This window comes from Microcoleus sp. Pol12B3 (assembly GCF_036701355.1).
Classification (GTDB): Bacteria; Cyanobacteriota; Cyanobacteriia; order Cyanobacteriales; family Microcoleaceae; genus Microcoleus.
In genome coordinates this window covers 37,220-60,070 of the sequence record NZ_JAUBQS010000027.1, presented here as the reverse complement: position 1 = coordinate 60,070, position 22,851 = coordinate 37,220, and the positions used below count along the sequence as shown (strand labels likewise).

Below are 22,851 nucleotides of genomic sequence, written 5' to 3'. Positions count from 1 at the left end.
ATTCGGTAAAACCGTCAATTTTTAGTTGCTAATAAAAGCATTAGCTGTATCGAGAAAACAACCCGTAAATGTTGCGAAATATAAATTTAATTGTCGGGATAGGCAAATTTAAATATAATCAGTGATAAATGACAGTAAATATTCGCAAATCGAAGCCTATACTAACAGTATTGAGACTGATGCTGCTTTGATGAGCTTTCCAACCTAAACTAAAAGCAGCGGGCGAGCGCACTGTTTGCCCGATTTTTCACCACAATATTGGGGATTATCTGCCAAACTACAGATGTTTATTGCATGATGTTCTACAATAAAATGGGTTTGTAGTGACAATTTTAGTCCTATTAATACCAATCAAAAAAGTGTGGCTCTAATTATCAATTTTATAACATAAAAACTTACGCAAAAAGTTGTTTTACTCATGAATTATAGCGTGTTCCAGGTTTATGAAGTGTAGGGACACGGCAATGCCGTGTCCCTACGGGGAACGAACAATCTATTGTGTACTTCATAAACCTCGAATCTGCTGGGTAGCGGTAAGACTTCATGCACACCGCATTCTACACATACAGGATATGTATAAATCTTATTCAACAAAAAACCGGGATTAATGCAGATAAATTCACCCGCATTAATCCCGAGTTATTCCACACTTAATTAAGCTGCAACTAAACCGCTGTGTCTCAACAAAGCTTTAGTGCTCGGTTCGCGTCCCCGGAAAGTTTTAAACACTTCCATCGGGTGCAAACTGCCGCCCAATCCTAACACTGTATCTCGGAAGCGCTTACCTGTAGAGGCGATCGCACTTTCATCTTCCAAACCCGCTTCCTCAAACGCCGCAAAAGCATCAGCGCTGAGCACTTCCGCCCATTTGTAACTGTAATACCCCGCCGCATAGCCACCCGCAAAAATGTGTCCGAAAGCGCACAAAAATGCGTCTTCTTCCAGAGGAGGCAAAACAGTCGTAGTTTTAGCGATACGGTTGCGGACATCGGCCACAGTTTCGCTGCCGCCCGATCGATAGCGGTGGTGCAATTCAATGTCAACGCTGCTAAAATGTACTTGCCTGAGCATGGCGGTGCCGCTCATGTAGTGGCGCGCTGCTAGCAGTTTTTGGTAATAGTGTTCCGGCAAAGTTTCCCCGGTTTCGTAATGCTTTGCCATCCCGAACAAAGTAGCGCGATCGTAACACCAATTTTCCATAAATTGGCTGGGCAATTCCACCGCATCCCACTCAACATTATTGATGCCCGAAGCCCCCGGATAGTCTACCGTTGTCAGCATATGCTGCAAACCGTGACCGAATTCGTGAAACAAAGTTTCGACTTCCCCAAAAGTCATTAAACTCGGTTTGCCGTCAACAGGAGGACTTTGGTTGCACACCAAATAAGCCACCGGCAACCGCGTAGTTGTTTTTCCTGCTTCCACAAATTTAGCGCGCACCACGCAATCGTCCATCCAAGCACCGCCGCGCTTTTCCTCGGGGCGGCTGTAGGGGTCTAAATAGAAATTGGCGATCGTATTTCCTGCTTCATCATCTATTTGGAAATAGCGCACATCTTTGTGCCACACAGGAGTTTGACCGTCCGCCGCAGTTACTGTCACGCCGAACAGCCGTTTTACTAATCCAAATAACCCCTCTAATACCTGTGGCAAAGCAAAATAAGGTCGCAATTCTTCGGCACTAAAAGCAAACTTTTCTTCCCGGCGCCGTTCCGACCAAAAACCAATATCCCAGTGCTTCAAATCTCCAGCTTCCGCCGCGCCTTTTTCGGCAGCAAAAGCTTTCAATTCTTCTAAATCTTTGACAGCAGCACTGTAACTAGCTAAGCGCAATTCTTCTAACAAAGCTTCCACTGCTGCAACGTCGGGAGCCATTTTGCTCGCCAAGCTCAATTCGGCATAACTACTAAACCCGAGCAAAGCAGCTTTTTCCTGGCGCAAAGCTAAAATACGATCGGTCAACGGCCAGTTATTCAATTCTCCGCTACTTGCTCTGCCTATAAAAGCTTTGTACAACTTTTCGCGCAAGTCGCGGCGGGTGCTGTGCTGCATGAAAGGGCCGTAACTCGGAAAGTCTAAAGTGATCCGCCAAGGGCCGTTTTCGGCATCTGCATTTTCTTCGCCGGCGCTGCGAGCGGCTTGAGCTGCTAAACTCAACAAACTCGGCGGCAAACCGTCAATTTCGTCTTTGTTTGTGAGGGTGATGCTGAATGCTTTGGTAGCGTCGAGGACGTGATTGGAAAATTGGGTAGTAATTTCGGCTAATTCTAATTGAATGGCATTAAAACGCTCTTTTTCCTCGCCTTCTAAACCGACGCCGGAAAGTTGAGCGTCTCGGAGAGCGGCTTCGACAATCCGCTTTTGAGCTGACTCTAAGCTGTCCCAATTTTCGCTAGCCCGCAGCGCTTTAAAAGCTTCATAAAGCGGTTTGCTTTGACTGAGCTTGCTCCAAAATTTTACTACTTCCGGCTGCACTGTTTCGTGAGCCGATCGCAGTTCCGGGCTATTTTTCACGCCCATCAAATGTCCGACAATGCTCCAGCTCCAATTTAAACGCTCTCCGAGTCGCTGCAATGGTTCTACTAAGCCGCTCCAAGTCGGCTCTACAGACGATTCTAAGTCAGCTAGCGAGGCTTCTAGTTCGGTCAGCAGTTGGGTAACAGCGGGGACTACGTGTTCTGGTTCGATCGCGTCAAAGGTCGGCAATCCTTGACCGATTAGTAACGGGTTATCAGCAATAGTTACGGTTGCAGTCATTTAATTTTCTTGTAACAGGTTGAAAACAGGTGAACTAGACAGATTAGCTTTTCATTTTGTAACACAGTTGTCGAAAAATTTGGGTTCGATCGGGCGTGAGTCCCAGAATGTCAGAGTCGAAAAATCTTCCTTCTGACTGATGACTAATGAGTGTTCACTAATTATTAATGACTGCTCTCTTGTGTGTGCTGCAACTCCTTGACAACCGAGATTAAGCGCTTGAGGTGAGGTTTGACAACTTCTTGCTGCTCGTGTTCCAAACGGTGAATTTGAGCTTGGACAATAGACAAATCCGTACTCGATTGGTGTGCCGGAGCTTGCAGTTGGCTTTGCAAATTGGCCATGACTTTCTGGATTTCCAAAAATCGAGTATTTACTACTTCCCAGTCGTCTCTGGTGATAGAAGTTTCTGCCAAACCTTGCGTCGCACTTTGCAGTTGCTCTATAGCCTGTTCCACAGCTTGGAGATTCGCCGATTGGCCAACCGATAAATCTTGCAGTTGTTCGCTCACCTGCTGGCGGACATCGAGTACAGCAGACGCCACGATTTCTTGCAAAGAAGCTACCGACTCTCCTAAACTCAGCAACTGCCGCTGGATATCGATCGAATCCTCAAAGCCTTCTGCCCTAGGCATTGCAGCCATTTGCTGGCGCAGCGCTGCAATATCTGCTGACAACTGCTTGCGTAATTTAACAATTACCGTCACCGCCGTTTTTTCGACTTTATTGACAGACTTTTGGACTTGAGCCATTTCCGAATTTTGATGCACCCGCACTTGCTGCTCGAACCGATACCGGTTAGCAACATTCAGCGACAAAGCCAAAGTTAGGGGAGCTACCCCGTAAAAAGCTTGACCGGACACAGCCACCGCCACGGAACCCACACCAGAGGCCGCCAGAGAGGCGTACTCTGCCAGCTCCAGCCAGTGCCTTTGAGGAAAACTTGGTCTCAAGTGGTTTGCAACAGAGGGTTTTGGCTTCCGCACGGCTCTTTGGGTCATAGTATTTGCTCGTTGTTGGTAAGGTTGCGAGATTGGGTGGAGCATCGATTTCTATCCTTTTTTCAGTTATATGTTTTAGATTATTTCTTGGCACTCTTCTATTTTTACCTTTGTGAGTAAGTTAAGGATGACTGACATATTATTATGTATTTGGGAGCCTGTGACGATCGCGCCCAATTCCGGCTGTTAAAAGGTTCGCCCCAACGCGCCCTCTATTTTACAGGAGTTAGCGCCACCGGGTTCGGGCGATCGACAATAGCTGTCCAGGCTAACCGAACAATGCCTAAGACTATTTTAGATTTTGAATTTTAGATTAAAACTTAAAAAAAGGCGACCTACTGAGGGCGATCGTCGTTTGGAGCTTGTCGGGAGTTGCCTTTTTGTTCGCCCATTGGTATAATCTACTCTTTCTCAATTCCCCCTCTCAAATTTACTGCAAAAATTGACCAATGAACTCAGAAAAACCCGGAATTGGCGATCGGCTAAAGTCTATTTTCAGTATCGCCATCTTTATCATTCTCGTACTAGGAGTAGGATTTTTAAGCGTGAATTTTATTTCAGCTCTCTATGCAAAATTTTCTTAAAATTAGGACTTAAGCATGAGGTTCATAAACCTAGTTTTTTTACAAAAATACTTCGTCGCAGCCAGCAGAATCGGTAAAGAACCAGGTTTCTTTGGTATTTATGCGTCCAGTATAATTTGGGTTATAACCCTTTGATATATTGTTTCAGTACAGGTGGCAAAGTGTAAAGACTTTCCTGTTTTTCGAGCAAACAGCGCCGCGATAGAGATTGCAATGCGTTTAGCAAATCTGATGATGATATTTGTCCGTTTTGTAGCAATTTTGCGAATTTGACTGGCTGGTTTTCTGTCCCCAACAAGGACATGACTTGTTTTTCTAGTTCGGAAGTGCGATCGTACTGCTGCTGTAAAAAAAATTTCAAATCTTCGGGTAACAATAGGGTATCATCTATTAATAAGTCAGTCACACCTATTCCCAACTATTGAATCAGACTCGCCACGCTTTTTAACCATAAGGGATTGCCTTGGTAGCGGTGAATGAGCGCTTCGCAGTTATCAATTTCTGTTAATCCTTTATCTCGGAGAATTTAGGCGTTGCTGATTCACGGTATGAATCAACTTTTGGCTTGATGTTACAAAACTCACCCTCAAGGGGGCTGATAGCAATTGGGAAATCTGAATTCCTAGCTGTATTCAGCAACGCCAAAATCCCATCTCTTTTTCTCATCACAATCTTATCCATAGCCCCCCTTCCACTGCGACGATTGTACCGAGAGCGATCGCCCATCACGCATCAAGAGCGATCGCCCGTCACACCAAATACCAAACACTGGGATGATTGTACCGAGATAGACGCCCTTCACACCAAGTACCAAGTCGATGTCTGCGGTACAATCAAGGTAAAACTTATGATTAATCTTTCAAAAATTAACACAATCAACTGACTGCTGACTCACTAATGCAAAAACTTGCGAACTTGATATTCGCGACTTTCGGCGATCGCAATTTGCAAATCGCCCATTTTGGCATCCAACTCCTCGATTGTGCTTTGTGGCACCGACTTCCACTTCTCCCTAGTTTCCCAGCGAATCAACATCACCACTTCATTTTCCACCGGATCTACCCAAATTTCTTTGCCTAAAAAACCGTCCAAACTTTTTAGTCCCTCCGTCCAAACTTCCTGATCTCGCTGAATAAACTTCTCCCACTTTTCTTGAGGTACTTTAAATTTGAGCCACTCAATTACCATCTTATTTCCTATTTGTAAATAGCTAATTAATCGTTGCAGATCGCAATTTTAATTATCAACTCCGTTCCCTCTCCCGGACGCGAAACACAGCGCAACTCACCGCCGTGCTTTTCTACTACTAAGTGCTGGGATATTGCTAGACCCAAACCTGTGCTCGTGTCTGGACATTTAGTGGTAAACAAAGGGTCAAAGATGCAGTCGAGGACTTCTTCAGTCATGCCAGGGCCATTGTCACTAATGGCGATCGCAACTTCGTTTTCCCCTACCACAAAAGTCCGAATCCGAATTTCCGGATTGAATACTTCAGCTCTCGCTCGGCCTGCTGACAAAGACTGACTTTGCATTTTACCATACTTTTCGGCATTTCTCCCCCCTTCTTCCAAAGCGTCGATCGCATTTGTCAACAAGTGCATGAACACTTGGTTTAAGTGTCCCGCATAGCAGTGAACTCGCGGCAAATCCCCGTACTCTTTAACTAGAGAAATCCCCGGCCGTCCCCCTTTAGCTTGCAGGCGATTTTGCAAGATCAGCAAAGTGCTGTCCAAACCCTCGTGGATATCAGCAGGCTTCATTTGGGCTTCGTCGGTACGCGAGAACAAGCGGAGCGATCGCACGACATCGCGAATCCTTTCGGAACCGATTTTCATTGAATTTAGCAGTTTTGGCAAGTCTTTTTTGATGAAGTCTAAGTCTAATTCTTCCATCAAGTCTTGAATTTCCGGCACGGGATGGGGATAATATTTTTGGTAAAGGTCGATCGATCGCAGCAGTTCTTGAATGTAGCCAGTGGCGTGGCTGACGTTGCCAGAAATAAAACTAACTGGATTGTTAATTTCGTGCGCTATTCCTGCTACCAACTGCCCCAGAGATGACATCTTTTCTGTTTGAATCAGTTGAGTTTGAGTTTGCTGCAAAATTAACAGCGTCTGCTCTAATTTAGCCGCTTGTTGTCGCAGGCGTTCTTCGGATTCTTGCAAAGCTAAAAGAGACTGTTTACTTTCTGTAATATCCAATCCCACAAATACCGCCGCCGTATTGTTATGGTATTTTTGAGCCACTATTAGATAAGTTTTATTTTCTCCTCGGATGCTCGCTGTTACTTCTTGAGATGTTTTCTTTTTAGGGTTCGCAAAGAAATCGTATACTAAATCGTTAAATTTGGGACTTGTCTCTAAAAAACCTACTTTTTGACCGATAAATATTTCTGCCGGCATTTTGTAAGCGCTAGCTAAATGTCGGTTTACTCCCAAATAGCGCAAATCTGAACTTACCCAAGAAACCAATCCGGGCACCGCGTCCAAAACGGCTTGAAGTTGCTCTTTTGCCTCTACGAGCGCTGATTCTGCTGCCAGGCGAGCGGAAATGTCGCGGGCGATAGCGCAGCGGTATTCGCAGCCACCGTATTCTAAATAATTGACTTTAACTTCGACGGAAAAACTGGCCCCGTTTTTGGTTTTGTAACTGGTTTCAAAAGTAAGGTTGGTTTGCTCCTTGAGTTGAACCCAGTGTTCTCGCCAATCCGATGCTGGCAACTGCGAATCGATGTCGCTAACCCTCATATTTAGCAGTTCCGATTCCGAGTAGCCGAAAAGATGGCAAGCGGCTTTGTTCGCGTAGCAAATTTGACCGTCGGAGGTAGTAAAAAAGATTGTATCAGAAGCATTTTCGAGGGCAATTTGAGTTAGTTGCGGTATTGTTTCTAACTGCTTGCTTTTGACCTCGGACTGAAATTTATTAGAGCAATTAGTTTGAGCGGGAGCCTCAGCGATCTTAGATGCAAACAACATCAAACCGCCGATCGCACCTTCGTTATTTTTCCAAGGCTGAAATACCCATCTTACCGACTCGCTGACAGAGCCGCTTGCGATTTTTCCTGATACAGATGCGATCGATCGCCCTGCCACAAACTCGCTGTATTCCAAAACACCCGCCAAACAAGCCTGGGCATTTTGCTCCCAATATTCCGGAAGATTCGGGAACAGTTCCCAATGAGATCGGCCGATCACCTCCCCGCGGCCCATCCCGGAATCTGTTTCCCAGCGACGGGAAACCGACAGATAGCGCATTTCACAATCTACCATTGCCACGGCGTCGGCGGAGCGCTCAACAAACCGCCGAAATCTGTCTTTACTCTCGGACACGGCTGCCTCTGCGGGTTGTTGGGCGATCGGGACATTCCCGTCAACGTACCTTCCCAGTCCCTGACTTTTTTGCTGAACTGGCTTAGTTTGCACGGTTTGGGATTTCCTCCATAGCTGTCAAGTTTGAAAAACTCTGTTTTACACCAAAAATGCTGTTTTCCCCTGATTTGCTCTCTCGGACAATACCCTTAGAGGGTATCACCCATCATTGATATCATTTTTGATGGGGATATGTCTATAGGCATTGCTATCAACTTAAGGCTAAAGGTAGTGCCAGCCTGCTGTGTGACGATGAGGCACAGATCGCGCCTGCGTCTCCGAAATAGTCGGAGGCGACTGGAGTGAACTCTTGTCTCCCCCGACTATTCCGGGGCCCAAGAGGGCAGCGAGACTAGGCAAAAAATGAGAGAGACAAGGGTTTTAAGCGATTGTTTACAGCAATGATCTGTAGGTCTTCAAGAAATTTTCCCCACACTTTGAGAGTCAGAAAATTTCCTGGTGATTTTTCGGTATTTTAGACAAGTTCCCAAAAGAATGCAACTGTCGGCCCGGGATCCAAACCTTGAGCTTCATCACTCATTCCTAATTCTTTAATTGAAAATCCCACATTGAACATGGTATGAGATCGTGTAGCTAGTGCGATCGCCAGATAGGTTGAGAATGCAAGAGAGCGCTCAAACAAATTTGTGCGTAAATTCACTGGTAAAATCCACTCTTCCTTTCCGCAACATTGCAGGATCCAATCTTTCAGTGGTGTTGCAAGTCATCAAAACTACGAGTTTTTGCTGAAATTGAATGCCGTGTTCGTCGATGACGCTTTGATACAAAGTTCCATCCAGCAAACTCAAAATATGTTCAGTTTTGTTAGTGCGTTGGGCCTCGGCAGTCGATCGATTTTGAGCCAAATTATCAGCCTCATTGATAATAATACAAATCCGCTCTAAATAACTCGGTGGCACAAAATTTTCCACAGCATCGTGGTCTAAGATAAAAATCACATAACCCAGCGGCACTAAAATTTCCTTTGCTACCGCTTGCGTCCAAGCAGTTTTTCCCGTCCCCGGTTCGCCACTAACCAAAACAGCCAACTGATTTTGATCTAAAATTGCCTGCTGAACTGTATCGGTAAAACTTTGAACTTCCGCAGAAAAGGTGCGAATTGGGAACTGGCTGTGAACCTGTCCGACGCGGCTTTTGTACCCTCCCAGAATCACTGCTAAATTATAAGTTGCCTTGCTAACGAGCGGCGCAATATCTTGGCAAATTAGAGTGTAGCAGCGTCTTCCCCTGTCGTAGCTGTCAATTTGCAGCCAGCAGCCGAATCGAGCCCAAGAAGCATAAACAGTACCCAAAACTTCTAAGCGTTCCCAGCTAACAAACCGCTCCGGGGGATAAGAAAAATGTCGCTCCATAAAAAACTGGGTAATTGCATCCGGTTTTCCGAGCAAATCCAGAACTTTGAAAACAGTAATCTCTTGGAGTTTGTTGAGAACGTAGTCGATGGGAATACTAGCGCGGCTGACCAATTGCACCACAGGCGTTTCGGTAACTAAAACGTCTTTGTAGCGGTAATCCGGGTAAACTGGCTGCGGAGTAATGTAATCCCAAAACTCATCAATTTCGTAGCGAGTATTTTCGGAAAATACATTTAAAATATTTGCCCACCAAGTATATTGGTGTCGTCCCATTGCATCGGCAATGTCGCTAGCTGCGCCTAAAGTTTTTTGAGCTAGTTCTAAGGGGTCGGTAGACGCTAAATGTACCAGGTGCTCCCAATCAAATTGACGGTAAAAAGGTCGCCAACCAGAGCCTAGCAGACCTCTATTGGAAGAATTGTTTTGATGAAAATTGTTTTCGCGATCGCCCATGTTTTCCGCACTCATTTGGCAAAAATCCTACTTACTCTTATTTTACATTTTTTGTCGTACACCTTCTACAAAATACGGGAAAATAATCAAATTATTTTGAGATAAGTGGCTGGCACAAAATCTACTAACCAAACTTTGTTTTCCGAGCAGTAAAATGTATGGCCGTCACGTTGCATTGCTGCGGCATCTACAGTAAAGACTGCCGGGATGCCGTGTCTTGCGCCTACTTGGCGCGCCGTCTGGATATTCACGGACAAATGAACGTGATGCCGCGACATTTTCCTAATTCCTTGACTGAGAATTGACTCGACGGCAGCGCTACCTGTTCCGTTATATAAAATATTTGGGGGAACAGCGGGTTCTAACTGTAAGTCAACCTCGATGCTGTGTCCTTGGTTGGCACGAATTAGAGTGCCTGCGGAGTTAAATGAAAAGCGCTGCTTGTCGTTTTGCGCGACTACTTCCTTGAGTTCTGCAAGCTGAACAGGAAAGTTATTTTTTTGGCACGCATCGAGGAGATCGCTAACAGGAACCCAGCCACCTGGAGCCAGTTCGATGCCGATGCGCGAGGGCGCGTGACGCAGGTGTTTGCTGAGATATCTGCTGATTTTTACTAATCGAGAATCGTTCATAATTTTACTTGATTTATTTAGCTTTTAAATCACTTTTTACAAAATGTCAGTAGCGGGTTATATCGTTGATTGGAGGCAGGTTTATTGAATCTGTTTGCAATGCCGTAGGGCGCTTTAGGGAACCCGCATTTACAGGTTTTTGGGGAACGATTTTCGGATATAAAAATGGTATTGCGCGCGAATTATAGCGGTGATATGCGCTCTTAAGCACCTAGAGAAATAGGTTCTGCATCCGTGAATAAAAAAGTGTTACTAGTGCCATTTGTGACGAGATTTATATTTTGATAATTATGAAAAACTTTGCCTTCTGCCGAATGCTTTCTACCTGGGGATAACTCCGCCAAAAATAGCAAAATTTAGATAGCGCCAGTGACATCCTGCGTCTGCAAAACCAGCTTCTGCAAGCCACTTTGTCTGCTCTTCCACAGAGGATGGAATATCTTCTTCTCGATATTTTTTAAACCAGGCTGCATCGTCTTCTCCGTTAGCTTTCATGTACTGCCGCCACAACTGTTCGTATTGCTCAGTCAGCCGGGGAGTAGCACCTGTCACAATATCTCGAATTAGCAAGATCCCCCCTGGATTCAGCGAGTGGAAAAGTTTGTGAAATAGCTGTTGTTTACCTGCGCTGTCGAGGTGGTGGATTGCCAACCCAGAAACTACCAAATCGTAACCGCTACCGAAATCATCTTCTGCAAAGTTTCCTTGCTGCAAGGTCAGCCGTTCTCGGAAAGCGCACAAGTTTGTTTGGCAAATTTTCAGCATATTTTCGGCGATGTCAAAGGCTAGGACATTTGCTTGAGGAAATGCTGACAAAATTATTGCCGACAGTATGCCTGTCCCCGCGCCTAAATCCAGCACTTTTATGTTAGCATTAGTTTCAGAAGTGATTAACTGCAATATTACATCGTGTTGCTCGCCATAGCGCGGAATGAGGCGTGGAATTAAACCGTCATAATCAAAGGCTATTTGTTCAAATTGCTCGCGTACAGCGTCTAAATTCACAGAAAATCTTCCTCAAATTGTTAATAGTTGAGTGCGTCAATAGTGCGTCAATGCAGTTGGGCGGTTCTCTTATCTCACTGTATATTACATTTATAATACAAATAATCTACAGACCTGTCAAGATGTAGAATAAAATAATTTAAAAGAAGTTACGGACGATCGCCAGATAGGGACTTAGCGTACCCCAACCCGCCCCTGATTTGGGAAGTTTCTAGCCCTGCACATATTGTCTTTCTGTGCAGATGAGACAGAATGCCACAGACCCAAAAGCCAGCCGAATACGAGACTTTGTGCCAGCTACCTGGAGTAATTGTGAGACAAAAGTTGACGCTTATGATACCCGTTTCAAACAATAATGCAACTTTAGGTGCGTGCTCCCTACCCTAAATTTGTCAGTAATTTCACATAGTAATATATAAAATATAAAATATAAAAGGGAATTAGCAAGGAGCCGACGATCGGCTAGATATGAAAAAATCAGTCCTCAGATTGACAAACTTTAGCCAACTATAAACAAAAATTGAGTTGACTCCCGAGTGGATGTGGTACCTGCCAATTTTTCCGGAAGATAAAGAGATGCAAAGTATTGCACCCGCAGGCGCGGGAAAGAAAATTGTGATAATGAATCAGGATGCGAGTAGATTAGGTGTCAGCCGTCAGGGGAAGATAGAAACAATGGAAATCCAACAACGGAGTAAGGATAAGCCCGATCGCCAGCAACAAAAAGCGTCCGATCGGCTCGATCAATTTTCTACGACAAAAGAAGTAGATTCGTCGCTACAAGAATGTTTAGATTTTAAAATAGCGATCGACCGATCGGCAATTGCGATGAGGACTGACGCGCGAGGAATTATCAACTACGTCAGCGATCGACTTTGCTGCATCTCCAACTATTCCCGCGCTGAACTAATCGGCAGCCACTTTGGCATCCTCCATTCGGAATATAAATCTTCGAGATCAATCAAAAATTTGCTGTCAACGGTTGCCAAAGGTGAAGTTTGGCAAGGAGACATTCAGAATAAAGCTAAGAATGGAACTGATTATTGGGTGTACGCAGCAGTAGTTCCACTGTTGGAGGGCAAGGGAAAACCCTGTCAGTATTTGGCGATCGGATTCGACATCACCGCTCGCAAAGCCGTTGAAGCCGCCCAAGCCGAAGCCAACCGGGCAAAAGACGAATTTCTGGCGATCGCCTCCCACGAACTGCGATCGCCCCTGAGCGCGATTTTGGGATGGGCGCAGCTAGCCCGATCGCGCAATTTAAACGAAGCCACCACCAGGCGCGCTTTGGAAATCATCGAGCGCAACGCCAAATTACAAAACCGACAAATAGACAATCTCCTCGACCTCTCGCGCTTGCTGCGAGGGAAAGTGTGCCTCAACATCGGCCAAGTTCACCTCCCGTCTATCATAGAATCGGCGATCGACACTCTGCGTCCCGCCGCCGATGCCAAAAACCTCCGCTTAGAAACACATTTCGACCCCGCGGTCACCTACGTTTTGGCAGATGCAGAACGATTGCAGCAAGTAGTCTGGAACCTTCTTGCAAACGCCATAAAATTCACCCCAGAATCGACACCATACCCAGTGCAAGTGTTGATCGAGCCTACTCAGTCAGGGGTCTTGATTCGGGTCAGCGACAGCGGTTGCGGCATCGACCCCAAATTTCTGCCACACATCTTTGACTACTTCCGCCCTGCAGACAGCTTCCAGAATAAGGAACAAAATCGGCTGGGGCTGGGGCTGTCAATTGTGCGGCAGTTGGTGGAACTGCACGGGGGAACTGTTTGGGCTTCGAGTCCCGGCCTCGGTCAGGGGGCAACCTTTGGGGTGCTGCTACCGAGCGCCAACAAAAATGCACCCGACGATCGCACTGCTGCGATCGCCCAAAGGGAAAGCAGACCCGGATCGGTTTCCAGACCCCTAGCGGGAAAACAAGTCCTGGTGGTCGAAAGCAGCGCCGAGATCCGCCAATTTCTCAAAACAGGCCTCGAAGCATTTGGAGCCAAGGTAACAGCGGTGGGTAGCGCCTGCGAAGCGATGGCGGAGTTGCAACAGTCGCGACCCGACGTGTTGGTGAGCGATATGACGGTATCGGGAGCCGACGGCTGCGATTTGATCCGCCGCATCAGAGCAATGGAAATGTCCGAACACAGGCAACTGCTGCCGGCAGTGGCGCTGACGGGAGGCATCGAGGAAGAAGATTCGGCATCGGCGCTGGAGGCAGGGTTTCAGAGGCATTTGTCGAAGCCGGTGGAAGCGAATCAGTTGGTGAGCGCGATCGCCCAATTGGCTGGACTGACTGGATTCGGCTCCGGAGAGTGGGGATCGGGAAATATTCGGGCAACCACACCCCATGTCCTGCTACCGGAACCTAACAGTTTGGACGACAAAAATTATCTGGAAAATTTAACAAGTGACAGCAGAGAATTACCGCTGTTGCTAGTAGTAGAAGACAACAATTTTCTGCTGGCTTACCTCCAAACTTTATTAACTCCGTACTATCGAGTCGCCGTGGCGAGGGACGGGGTTGAAGGTTTAGAAAAAGCCAAAAGTTTGCAGCCAAATTTGATTGTTAGCGACCAAATCATGCCCAGACAAAACGGACTGGATTTACTCAAGGAGATTCGGAACACGCCAGAATTGAAATCTACTCCGGTAATATTTTTGACAGCGCGATCGGGGATGGAAGCTCGAATCGAAAGTTTGGATGCGGGTGCTGACGATTATATTTCAAAGCCTTTTGACGAGAGGGAATTGCTCGCTAGGGTGAGAAATTTGTTGCGATCGCACTCAGCCGAACAGCAGTTGACGGAGCTCAACCGTCAGTTGCAGCAGCAGAAACAGCAGTTAGAAACAGTGAATCGAGCCTTGCAGTATTTGGCAAATTACGACAGTTTGACTGAGGTAAGAAACCGCCACTCTTTTAATGAATACCTCGATACGGAATGGCGGCGTTTGGCAAGGGAAGAAGCACCGCTGTCTTTGATTATGTGCGACATTGATTATTTCAAACTTTACAACGACACTTACGGTCACCAAGCGGGGGATGAATGTTTGCGGCAAGTGGCGGCAGTGATCCAGCATTCGGTCAAGCGAGCGGCAGATTTAGTAGCGCGTTACGGTGGAGAAGAATTTGTAGTAGTTTTGCCGAATACGGATATTGAAGGTGCCACTTGCGTAGCTGAAATGATCGCACAACAGGTGCGGGGTTTGCACATAGCTCACGCTAAGTCTGCTGTCAGCGAATACGTGACGCTGAGTTTGGGTGTAGCTTGCTGCATTCCGGCGCCGATGTCGCATCCGGGGGCGCTAATTGCGATCGCCGATGAGTCGCTTTATCGGGCGAAAGAAGCAGGGCGCGATCGAGTTTCGGTTGCCGCATTTGAAGGATAATATAATAGTTAAATAAAATTGTATGGTGTGTCAGAGAGCGCTAGTTTCGATTTAAACAGGTTTTTTGGTCGGACGCACCATACAAATGTGCTTGCAAAATTGTGCGAATTAAAATTGCTATAAAATAGTTAAATGAGGTCGTGCCATGACAGCAACATTAGACAAACAAAAAGACCAGCGCCTAATTCATTCCGGGATAGATTGGGAACAATTAAAGCTAATCGAGCAGGGGTTTTCTGATTCCCGCGGTATCCGACTTTTTTATTTCAAAGGTGAGGTAGAAATCTTGGCAGTTTCGCAAGAACATGAATCTTTCAGCAGGACGATCGCAGGTTTGCTGATAGACTACTTTGTTGAAAAAGACATTGAGTTTAACCCGTTGGGTAGCTTTACCCAAGAGAAGGAACAGGAAGTCTCAGTACAAGCTGATGAATCTTTTTTAATTGGCAAGTCAACAGGTATTACCCCCGATGTTGCCATCAAAGTAGTGTTTAGCAGTGGGGAAGAAAGCAAATTGAATCGCTACCAAGCCTTGGGAGTACCCGAAGTTTGGTTTTGGGAGGATGGAGTATTTAGCCTGTATCATTTGCGATCGCACGGATATGAAAAAATTGACCAAAGCGAAGTTCTGCCCGGTTTAGACATCAACCTACTGTCTCGCTGCTTGCTGATAGCTTCTAGGGTTGAAGCCGTTAAGGAGTTTCGGCGCGGGATTACTCCGGTATAGAGAAAAAGTGGAATTTGGTTTGTGGTTCTTGACAGCTGTGTATTACAAATGTAATATAAGATTGCGGTAGAAAAGCTCGATCGACCGACACCAGAAAACAAAATTTAGAAAAAACCTATGCAACCCATCCGACAAGGCGACGTAATTCTCACTCCCGTACCGAAAATCGAAGGAGAAAAAAAACCTCACCTAACTCTCGCTGAAGGTGAAGTCACCGGACATTCTCACCAGATTATTGAGGGACAAGCTGAACTATACGAAAAAGACGGCACTCTGTACTTGCGGGTGCTTTCACCGACAGCTTTATTGAGTCACGAAGAACACCATGCGATCGCAATTCCCGAAGGTAATTGGATGGTGCGAATTCAGCGCGAATACGAACCGCAAGGTTGGAGGTATGTCGCAGACTAAGGTTAAAAAATTAACGCCTGAACAAGCTGCGGAAACAATTAAATCGGCTTAAAGTGCGATCGGCAAAAAAGCACCGGAAATCATTTGGCAGTCTGTTAGATTTTTGGATTTCGGTTTTTAATTGAACTCATTCCTACGGCAGAAATTGGATTGTTTTTAAATCCCTTGTGCAGGATTGCGACTGGATTTATCCCTATGAAAAAGTTTGCATTATCTGTGAAAAGCCGATCGCACTTTCCGCAGACAGCAACTACCGCTTGCACGCCGAAGGAACACCAGCGGTACAATTTGCCGACGGTGTTTCGATTTACGCCTATCACGGCGTGATTTTGCCCGAATGGTACGGTAGGCTGCACCCGCACCAGTGGCAGTCTAAGTGGGTATTGAAGGAACAGAATGCAGAAGTTCGGCGCGCGTTAACTCAGGGAATTACTTACGATCGCATTTGTCAAGAATTAGAGGTGACAGAATTAGATAGTTGGCAGGAATACACTTTATTAAGCATCGAGTTTGACGATGATTTTGATGACGAGGGTAATGCAAAGCCAGTTTATTTGTTAAAAATGACTTGTCCAAGTACGGGACACATTCACGCTTTGCGAGTGCCGCCCGATCTAGAATCAGCTCAAGAAGCAATTCGCTGGGTAAATTGGGATATTGACCCAAAGGAGTTTTCCGTGCCAACCTGAGTAATACAAATTTAAAAAAGTGTTGCTACAATCATTAGTCTTATACCAATTGTTAAAAGTCACAGAACCCCGCCCCGGACTTAGGCTAAACCGTTTCCACAGCCGATATCTGTACCTCAGTCAACTGAAAACCGCTATATTGACAAAAGCCTTAATCCATGAAACACCGATAAGCGTTCCTGCAGTGTGCCAGTTCCCAGGGTGGAATGCACCAACCACCGATCGCCCAAAAACAGTTAATAACATGAAGAAGAAGCCCACCCTCGATCGAAGGTGGGCTCAGTTCATGCCAGCTTACCGACAGCTAGGCAATCGGGTCTCTTCGCTGGTAGACGTAAAATATCGGAAAAAGATCCGAACGTCCGAAAAAACTTATCGCCCACCATTAAGCTTCAGTTTACCCAACCGGATCGGGAAAATTGCGCCCCTAGCGATGTTCCCCTGAAACCGGGGAACACTGGGGCTTCAACTTTTCAATAGACTTCTGCAAAAAAGCTAGTCTTGGGCCGGCAGGATGCCCAACCCCTACTCCGCACAAGAATTAAAATTGTTCGAGAAGTCTCATAATTCTCCTCTTTAACTTTGATTTGCCAACCGATTAAGCATCGTGATCGTGTGCAAAACGACGGAACAGGAAATCTAGGGCGTAGTTCCGCAAATTGTAGTATTCCGGATCTTCCATCATTTGAACCCGATCGCGCGGACGCGGGAAAGGAATCTCCAAAACTTCGCCAATTGTCGCCGACGGGCCGTTAGTCATCATCACCAGTCGATCGGCCAAAAACAGCGCTTCATCAATATCGTGAGTAATCATCAACACCGTACAGCGGTGATCGTTCCAGATTTTCAGCAATTCTTCCTGCAATTCCTCCTTAGTAATTGCGTCCAGAGCACCAAAAGGTTCGTCTAAAATCAGCACTTTCGGGCGAATTGCCAAAGCGCGGGCGATCGAGACCCGCTGCTTCATCCCCCCCGAAATTTGCGGCGGTCTTTTCTCAGCAGCTTCTGTCAATCCCACCATCGCCAAATGCTCTTTGACGATCGCATTTTTTTCTACCTTCGACTTATTCGGAAATACAGCATTAACCGCCAGATAAACATTTTCAAACACCGTCCGCCAAGGCAGCAAAGCGTAACCCTGAAACACCACCATGCGATCGGGGCCCGGCTTCGTAATCCGCTGCCCGTTAATCGACACGGTACCCTGGCTTGGATGGCTAAAACCCGACACCATATTTAACAGTGTTGATTTGCCGCAGCCCGAGTGTCCGATCAGAGCAATAAACTCTCCCTCAGCTACATTCAGATTGACGTTTTCTAAAGCCCTGTAACCGTTTGGATATACTTTATAAACATTGTCCATCACCAAAAAAGGTTGGCGGCGGCTTTTTCCCCGCTGGATTTGAGTTTTGGTGTTCGTCTGGTTTTTAGTGGTGTTGAGCATGGGTTTAGGAAATTGTGAGTGGGTGATTCGCCAATAAAGAAGGAAGTTCGGCAACGAGCGATGTACGGGATGTAAAAGATGTAACGGATGTCATGAACAGGGAATTGCTCACTAGCAATTAACAGCTAAAAACCAACAACTAACAATTAGCAATTTCCCTGTTTTTATCTAACTAAAAACCTCTCTAAGCAGCTCTGCGGCCGGAATCGAGTACAACTTCAGCCATCGTGAAATCGCGTTTAATCGCCAGATTGTTGAGATAGCCGATCGGATCGTCAGCATTAAACACCGAGCCGTCAAACAAGCTGAGAGAACCGCGAGTGTAAGTAATATCAGCCATCCCCAGCTCTCGGGCCGCCGTGCTGAACGCACCGACTCGCACCACCCGTTCCAGAATTTCCACCCAGTTGCGCGGGAACACAGTATCGCCCCAGCGCGCCATCTGTACCATGTGCCACAGTTGTTCGGTGCGGCTCGGGCGATTCACCCCCTCTCCAGAAAACAAGTGGTGGGCGTATTCCCGCATCGGAGTATCAAGGTTGCAAGCAACAGATTTCGGGTCGCCTAGTTGGATGTAACTCTTGTCGGTGGCGACGTACTCCCTTCCCGCGACAATTTCCGAAACCTCGGCGGCGTGATTTGGATCGGCGCAGTAGTGGCAAGCTTCCAGCAAAGCTTTGACTAGAGCAATGTGAGTGTTGGGATAAGCATTTGCCCAGTCTTCCCGCACCCCCAGAATTTTCCCGGGGTGTCCGGGCCACAGTTCCAAATCTGTCGCCACCGTAAAGCCGACTCCTTCCATCGAGGCCCGCAAGTTCCAAGGTTCGCCGACGCAGAAACCGTCAATAGTGCCGCCCTGCAAGTCAACGATCATTTGAGCCGGTGGGATATTTTTCAGCAACACATCGCGATCCGGGTCAATGCCGCCGGAAGCCAGCCAGTAACGCAGCAACAGGTTGTGCATCGAAGAAGGGTGAACGATGCCCATACGGTGCGTTTGCGCTGGCGTTCTCTGGAGCATTTTTTTAAAGTCTGCCAGAGTGTAGATTCCTTGGTCGTAAAAGCGCCTCGCGAGGGTAATTCCGTTGCCGTTGCGGCTCATGGTGAGGGCTGTAACCGTCGGAATCGGCTTTTCTTGGTGGCCCCCCAAGCTCAACCACACCGCCATCCCAGAGGGCATTTGAGCTGCGTCTAAGTAACCTGCGGCGATGCCGTCTACGATGCCGCGCCAGCTTGTTTCCCGCACGAGGTGGACTTCATCGAGGCCGTGCTTGGCAAAAAAGCCTTTTTCTTTGGCGACAGCGAGGGGAGCACAGGCTGCCAGCGGAATAAAGCCGAGTTCGAGGTTGACTTTTTCCAGGCCGTGGCGGGCGATCGCGGGTACTTTCCGCGCCCGCAGTTTTTTGACGCGCTTCTGCTGGTTGAGGAAGTAAATCATTTCGCTGCGTAGAGCGTAGTAGCTGGGGTGTGAGACTACTTCCATCCGTTTGCGGGGGCGGGGGATGTCTACTTCGAGAATGCCGCCAATCTTCGATTCTGGGCCGTTGGTGAGCATGACGATGCGATCGCTCAGCAACACGGCCTCATCCACGTCGTGCGTTACCATCAGGGCGCTGATTTCGTACTCTTGGCAAATTTCCATCAACTTTTCTTGCAAGTTGCCCCGAGTCAAAGCATCCAAAGCGCCGAAGGGTTCGTCTAAGAGTAACAGTTTGGGCCGCAGGGCCAGAGCACGGGCGATCGCCACGCGCTGTTTTTGTCCGCCCGACAGCAGTGCGGGTTGCTTCTCGGCGTGGGGCGTCAAGCCCACCATGTCGATGTGTTTTTGAACGATTTCGAGGCGTTCGGCCTTGGGTAAGCCGCTCATTACCGAGTCTACGGCTAGGGTAATGTTTTCTCTGACCGTCCGCCAAGGTAGCAGGGAATAGTTTTGGAATACTACCATGCGATCGGGGCCTGGCTGGGTGATTCTTTGTCCTTCTATTGTCACCAATCCTTCTGTCGGCAGATCCAAACCTGCCACCATATTTAGTAGCGTAGATTTACCGCAGCCTGAGTGTCCTATCAAGGAGATAAATTCTCCTTTTTTAATTTCTAAGTCGATGCCTTTGAGGGCTATGTATGTGCCACCGTCTGTTAAATTAAATACTTTTCCGACTTGTTCTACTGCAATCAAAACAGACATGATTTTCTTGCCTTTTTTGTAGGTTTGTTATTTCGCTAGATATTGATTGTTGACTGTTGACTGTTCGCTGTTTGCTGTTTGCTGTGGATTGTTAGCTGTTAATATATAACAGCTAATAGTTAATACATTCCTGGATGCCTAAAACTGGTCTTTAAACTAACCAAAATACTTTGTTTAATCCCTCAACAATAGTTGAAAAAACAGGTTTCTGAGCCTCGGAGTTCGTACTTCCTGTAACAGTCAACCGTCAACTGCCAACCGTTAAACCATAGAATTAGCTACTTTCCTTGAGGGGGGGCAATTTTTTGCTGCAACCAAGCCATCATGCGATCGAGCAACAAACCAACAGCCCCAATGTAGAACACCGCTAACAGAATTTCGCTGATGTAGTTTTGCTGGTAAGCATTCCAAATAAAGAAGCCGATACCCGTAATCCCCGACATCACGATTTCCGCAGCAATAATCGCCAGCCAAGCCAAACCGATCGCAATTCTCAATCCTGTGAAGATATAAGGAAGCGCCGACGGAAACAAGATATTCATGTAATATTCCTGACGAGAAAGCTGCAGCACTTTCGCCACGTTGTTGTAATCGTCGGGAATTTGGCGAACACCTTCAGCCGTGTTGATTAAAATCGGCCAAACTGAAGTGATAAAAATCACGAACAAAGCAGCAGGTTCGTTTTGTTGCAGTGCAGCCAGGGCAATGGGCACCCAAGCCAAAGGGGCCACCATCCGCAAAAACTGAAAAAGCGGATCTAAAGCGCGGTTTAGAAAAGGATTTGTACCTACCAAAACACCCGTACCAATTCCCACAACGGCCGCGAGAGTGTAGCCTTTTGCCACCCGTTCCAAACTCGCCAAAGTCTGCCAAAATAAGCCAATTCCGTAGGTTTTGGAGTTCATGAAAGGATACATCAACAAGATCCGCGTCCGTTCGTCAGTCCAAATGCTGATCGGCCCCGGCAGTTTGATCAGTCCCGTACTTGACAAGAATTGCCAAACCAACAGAAACCCCAAAACTCCTAAAATTGGCGGCAAGATATTTGGGGAATTCTTCTTCCAAAACTCGCCAAAAGCTCCTTGTGCATTGCCGCCTCTCCGACTTGTACTTACAGCCATGCTGCTAATCTCCTATGTCTGGTGCTGTGTATTTTCGAGACTAAATTTCGAGACTAAATTATGGGAAGCTAAAACCCCATCACACTTTTTTAATTGCCAAACTCTTGAGATAAGCTTCTGGCTTTTCCGGGTTGAATTCTGTGCCGTCAAAGAACTTTTCAACGCCGCGAGACGTACTTTTCGGAATGTCAGCATCAGCAACTCCGGCTAATTTTGCTGCGGCTTTCCACAAATCTTCGCGGTTGACTTTATCGATGATTGTCTTAGAATCTGCCAAGGTTGTTGTCGGCAGGAAACCCCAGCGAACGCTTTCGGTTAAGAACCACAAATCGTGACTCTTGTAGGGATAAGAAACGTTGCCGAGGTCGTCTTTCCAGTACAGCGGACTCATCTTGAAATCGTCGATCTCTGGTTGGCCGTCACCCATCATGTACTTGCCCTGGTAGGGAGGTGTCAAAACTGCCGGAGGTACGTCAAAGAAGTTTCTGCCAGAAGTAATGGCAACTAATTCGGGGCGATTTTCTGGTTTGTCGCACCACTGCTGGGCTTCGATCAGTCCTGCTAGCAGGGCTTCGGTGGCTTTCGGGTGTTTGTCTACCCAGTCGCCACGAATAGCGAGATATTCCTCGGGGTGATCTTTCCAGATTTGGCCAGTCAGGGCGGACATGAAGCCGATGTCCTCTGTGACGATCCGCAGGGGCCAGGGGTCGCCGGTACTGAAACCGTCCATGCTGCCGGTTTTCATGTTGGCTACGGTTTGCGCTGACGGTACTGTTAGCAACTCGGCCTCTGTGTCGGGATTGATGCCGTTAGCTGCCAGCCAGTAGCGAATCCACAAGTCTTGATTGGCTTTGGGGAAGGTGTAGGCTGCTTTGAAGGGGGTGCCTGCTTGTTTGAGGCCTTTGATGTAGTCTTGGGCTGCTTGATCTAGTTTGAGCCCGATGCCTTTGCCTTTGTGTTTTCCGGCGATCGCAATTCCATTTCCCTGAGTGTTCAACTGGGCCAGAACATACATTGGGATTTGGACGCTGTTTTTGGTAATCAGACCTTTACTAATTTGATAAGGCATGGGCATTTGCCACTGGCCGCCGTCGATGCCGCCGCCAGCAGATCCGATTTCTACGTTATCTCTTGCCGAGCCCCAGTTTGCTTGCTTGGCAATCGTAACTTCGGTCATGCCGTATTTGGCAAAAAAGCCTTTTTCTTGGGCAATGATTAAAGGTGCTGCTTCGACGATCGGGATATATCCCAATGTGATTTTAGTGCTTTCAATTCCTTCGACTCTTTTCTCGTTGGCAACAGCCATTACTGAGGTAGCTGCGGGTATCGCGCCGTCAGCACCGGCAGTTGCACCGGGTTCTGGGGGATTTCCCAAACAACCTTTGAGCAGTATTGAACCCAGGGCAGATGCACCTGCTGTGACGATAAATTTGCGCCTGGAAAATTGATCGGAAAATCTTGTCATAGTCTAGCCTCACTGCAATTCATAATCTTCTGTAACGACATCACTGAAGTTTATCAATGCGCTTTTTTTGTGTTCGCTAATTGGGTTGAGCGAACTGTTTTGAGCGCAGGTTGGCAGGAGGGAGCCAAAGATTTATCGCTAGCATAAGTCTTTAAACTATCCCTGCTGATTTGACTTTTTTGATTAATATCGATATTTCGAGCTGCCGAGTTGTGTGAACTCACTTTTTGCGAGCCA

General features: G+C 46.9%; 19 protein-coding genes. 7 read left to right on the top strand and 12 right to left on the bottom strand.

Translation table 11 applies throughout. The annotated features are described in order from the left end of the window. Positions 1 to 654: 654 nt before the first annotated feature. Together QUA53_RS15675 and QUA53_RS15670 are read right to left on the bottom strand one after the other, a co-directional pair. Entirely contained in the window at positions 655 to 2,757 is a 2,103-nt protein-coding gene (locus tag QUA53_RS15675) for a M3 family metallopeptidase (protein WP_333098287.1), read from the bottom strand. Positions 2,758 to 2,921: 164 nt separating this feature from the next. Beyond that, on the bottom strand, positions 2,922 to 3,758 hold the full coding sequence (locus tag QUA53_RS15670) for a hypothetical protein (protein WP_333098285.1): 837 nt from the start codon (positions 3,756 to 3,758) through the stop codon (positions 2,922 to 2,924). 144 nt (positions 3,759 to 3,902) lie between these two features. Here QUA53_RS15670 and QUA53_RS15665 point away from each other — a divergent pair, with 144 nt between their 5' ends. Next, positions 3,903 to 4,070, top strand: coding sequence for a hypothetical protein (locus QUA53_RS15665; RefSeq protein ID WP_333098284.1), 168 nt, complete (start codon positions 3,903 to 3,905; stop codon positions 4,068 to 4,070). A gap of 137 nt (positions 4,071 to 4,207) precedes the next feature. Further along, positions 4,208 to 4,342 carry a hypothetical protein gene (locus tag QUA53_RS15660; RefSeq protein WP_333098282.1) on the top strand — a complete coding sequence of 45 codons (135 nt, stop codon included), beginning with the start codon at positions 4,208 to 4,210 and terminating at the stop codon, positions 4,340 to 4,342. Positions 4,343 to 4,463: 121 nt separating this feature from the next. On the opposite strand, the gene QUA53_RS15655 is transcribed toward QUA53_RS15660, so the two are convergent. Further along, on the bottom strand, positions 4,464 to 4,748 hold the full coding sequence (locus QUA53_RS15655; protein ID WP_333098281.1) for a hypothetical protein: 285 nt from the start codon (positions 4,746 to 4,748) through the stop codon (positions 4,464 to 4,466). 162 nt (positions 4,749 to 4,910) lie between these two features. Here QUA53_RS15655 and QUA53_RS15650 point away from each other — a divergent pair, with 162 nt between their 5' ends. Continuing rightward, the gene (locus QUA53_RS15650) at positions 4,911 to 5,225 is read left to right on the top strand and encodes a hypothetical protein (protein WP_333098280.1); all 315 of its coding nucleotides are present in this window, start codon (positions 4,911 to 4,913) and stop codon (positions 5,223 to 5,225) included. An 11-nt stretch (positions 5,226 to 5,236) separates the two neighbouring features. On the opposite strand, the gene QUA53_RS15645 is transcribed toward QUA53_RS15650, so the two are convergent. The 5 genes from QUA53_RS15645 to QUA53_RS15625 form a co-directional block, all read right to left on the bottom strand. Then, a complete protein-coding gene (locus QUA53_RS15645) occupies positions 5,237 to 5,530 on the bottom strand; it encodes a TIGR03792 family protein (protein ID WP_333098279.1) in 294 nt (97 codons plus the stop codon). A gap of 26 nt (positions 5,531 to 5,556) precedes the next feature. After that, the gene (locus tag QUA53_RS15640; protein WP_333098277.1) at positions 5,557 to 7,764 is read right to left on the bottom strand and encodes a PAS domain S-box protein; all 2,208 of its coding nucleotides are present in this window, start codon (positions 7,762 to 7,764) and stop codon (positions 5,557 to 5,559) included. Positions 7,765 to 8,345: 581 nt separating this feature from the next. Next, positions 8,346 to 9,554, bottom strand: a complete 1,209-nt coding sequence (locus tag QUA53_RS15635; RefSeq protein ID WP_333098275.1) for an AAA family ATPase — start codon at positions 9,552 to 9,554, stop codon at positions 8,346 to 8,348. Positions 9,555 to 9,625: 71 nt separating this feature from the next. Next, a complete protein-coding gene (locus QUA53_RS15630; RefSeq protein ID WP_333098274.1) occupies positions 9,626 to 10,171 on the bottom strand; it encodes an RNA 2'-phosphotransferase in 546 nt (181 codons plus the stop codon). A 321-nt stretch (positions 10,172 to 10,492) separates the two neighbouring features. Next, complete coding sequence (locus QUA53_RS15625) at positions 10,493 to 11,176, bottom strand: methyltransferase domain-containing protein (protein ID WP_333098272.1); 684 nt, start codon at positions 11,174 to 11,176, stop codon at positions 10,493 to 10,495. Positions 11,177 to 11,752: 576 nt separating this feature from the next. Between QUA53_RS15625 and QUA53_RS15620 the strand changes: the two genes are divergently transcribed. The 4 genes from QUA53_RS15620 to QUA53_RS15605 all read left to right on the top strand — a co-directional run bounded on the left by QUA53_RS15620 (position 11,753) and on the right by QUA53_RS15605 (position 16,399). Beyond that, positions 11,753 to 14,572, top strand: coding sequence for a diguanylate cyclase (locus tag QUA53_RS15620; protein WP_333098269.1), 2,820 nt, complete (start codon positions 11,753 to 11,755; stop codon positions 14,570 to 14,572). 145 nt (positions 14,573 to 14,717) lie between these two features. Further along, a complete protein-coding gene (locus tag QUA53_RS15615) occupies positions 14,718 to 15,299 on the top strand; it encodes a Uma2 family endonuclease (protein WP_333098268.1) in 582 nt (193 codons plus the stop codon). Between the two features lie 117 nt (positions 15,300 to 15,416). Continuing rightward, the gene (locus QUA53_RS15610; protein ID WP_006632553.1) at positions 15,417 to 15,710 is read left to right on the top strand and encodes a hypothetical protein; all 294 of its coding nucleotides are present in this window, start codon (positions 15,417 to 15,419) and stop codon (positions 15,708 to 15,710) included. Positions 15,711 to 15,877: 167 nt separating this feature from the next. Then, positions 15,878 to 16,399, top strand: coding sequence for a DUF6745 domain-containing protein (locus QUA53_RS15605; RefSeq protein WP_333098266.1), 522 nt, complete (start codon positions 15,878 to 15,880; stop codon positions 16,397 to 16,399). A 598-nt stretch (positions 16,400 to 16,997) separates the two neighbouring features. Here the strand turns inward: QUA53_RS15605 and QUA53_RS15600 are convergent. From QUA53_RS15600 to QUA53_RS15585, 4 genes are all read right to left on the bottom strand, one after another. Next, entirely contained in the window at positions 16,998 to 17,843 is an 846-nt protein-coding gene (locus QUA53_RS15600) for a nitrate ABC transporter ATP-binding protein (RefSeq protein ID WP_333098265.1), read from the bottom strand. 184 nt (positions 17,844 to 18,027) lie between these two features. Continuing rightward, complete coding sequence (locus tag QUA53_RS15595; protein WP_333098264.1) at positions 18,028 to 20,028, bottom strand: nitrate ABC transporter ATP-binding protein; 2,001 nt, start codon at positions 20,026 to 20,028, stop codon at positions 18,028 to 18,030. A gap of 278 nt (positions 20,029 to 20,306) precedes the next feature. Continuing rightward, positions 20,307 to 21,149 (bottom strand): nitrate ABC transporter permease, encoded by an 843-nt coding sequence (gene ntrB, locus QUA53_RS15590; RefSeq protein WP_333098262.1) that lies wholly within the window; start codon positions 21,147 to 21,149, stop codon positions 20,307 to 20,309. Positions 21,150 to 21,228: 79 nt separating this feature from the next. After that, the gene (locus QUA53_RS15585) at positions 21,229 to 22,614 is read right to left on the bottom strand and encodes a CmpA/NrtA family ABC transporter substrate-binding protein (RefSeq protein ID WP_333098260.1); all 1,386 of its coding nucleotides are present in this window, start codon (positions 22,612 to 22,614) and stop codon (positions 21,229 to 21,231) included. Between the last annotated feature and the right edge of the window lie 237 nt (positions 22,615 to 22,851).

What these genes read in the sequence shown, in the direction of transcription:
- QUA53_RS15675 (WP_333098287.1), bottom strand. Translation starts at nt 2,757, where the DNA reads ATGACTGCAACCGTAACTATTGCTGATAACCCGTTACTAATCGGTCAA.
- QUA53_RS15670 (WP_333098285.1), bottom strand. Translation starts at nt 3,758, where the DNA reads ATGACCCAAAGAGCCGTGCGGAAGCCAAAACCCTCTGTTGCAAACCAC.
- QUA53_RS15665 (WP_333098284.1), top strand. Translation starts at nt 3,903, where the DNA reads ATGTATTTGGGAGCCTGTGACGATCGCGCCCAATTCCGGCTGTTAAAA.
- QUA53_RS15660 (WP_333098282.1), top strand. Translation starts at nt 4,208, where the DNA reads ATGAACTCAGAAAAACCCGGAATTGGCGATCGGCTAAAGTCTATTTTC.
- QUA53_RS15650 (WP_333098280.1), top strand. Translation starts at nt 4,911, where the DNA reads ATGTTACAAAACTCACCCTCAAGGGGGCTGATAGCAATTGGGAAATCT.
- QUA53_RS15645 (WP_333098279.1), bottom strand. Translation starts at nt 5,530, where the DNA reads ATGGTAATTGAGTGGCTCAAATTTAAAGTACCTCAAGAAAAGTGGGAG.
- QUA53_RS15635 (WP_333098275.1), bottom strand. Translation starts at nt 9,554, where the DNA reads ATGAGTGCGGAAAACATGGGCGATCGCGAAAACAATTTTCATCAAAAC.
- QUA53_RS15630 (WP_333098274.1), bottom strand. Translation starts at nt 10,171, where the DNA reads ATGAACGATTCTCGATTAGTAAAAATCAGCAGATATCTCAGCAAACAC.
- QUA53_RS15620 (WP_333098269.1), top strand. Translation starts at nt 11,753, where the DNA reads ATGCAAAGTATTGCACCCGCAGGCGCGGGAAAGAAAATTGTGATAATG.
- QUA53_RS15615 (WP_333098268.1), top strand. Translation starts at nt 14,718, where the DNA reads ATGACAGCAACATTAGACAAACAAAAAGACCAGCGCCTAATTCATTCC.
- QUA53_RS15610 (WP_006632553.1), top strand. Translation starts at nt 15,417, where the DNA reads ATGCAACCCATCCGACAAGGCGACGTAATTCTCACTCCCGTACCGAAA.
- QUA53_RS15600 (WP_333098265.1), bottom strand. Translation starts at nt 17,843, where the DNA reads ATGCTCAACACCACTAAAAACCAGACGAACACCAAAACTCAAATCCAG.
- QUA53_RS15595 (WP_333098264.1), bottom strand. Translation starts at nt 20,028, where the DNA reads ATGTCTGTTTTGATTGCAGTAGAACAAGTCGGAAAAGTATTTAATTTA.
- ntrB (WP_333098262.1), bottom strand. Translation starts at nt 21,149, where the DNA reads ATGGCTGTAAGTACAAGTCGGAGAGGCGGCAATGCACAAGGAGCTTTT.
- QUA53_RS15585 (WP_333098260.1), bottom strand. Translation starts at nt 22,614, where the DNA reads ATGACAAGATTTTCCGATCAATTTTCCAGGCGCAAATTTATCGTCACA.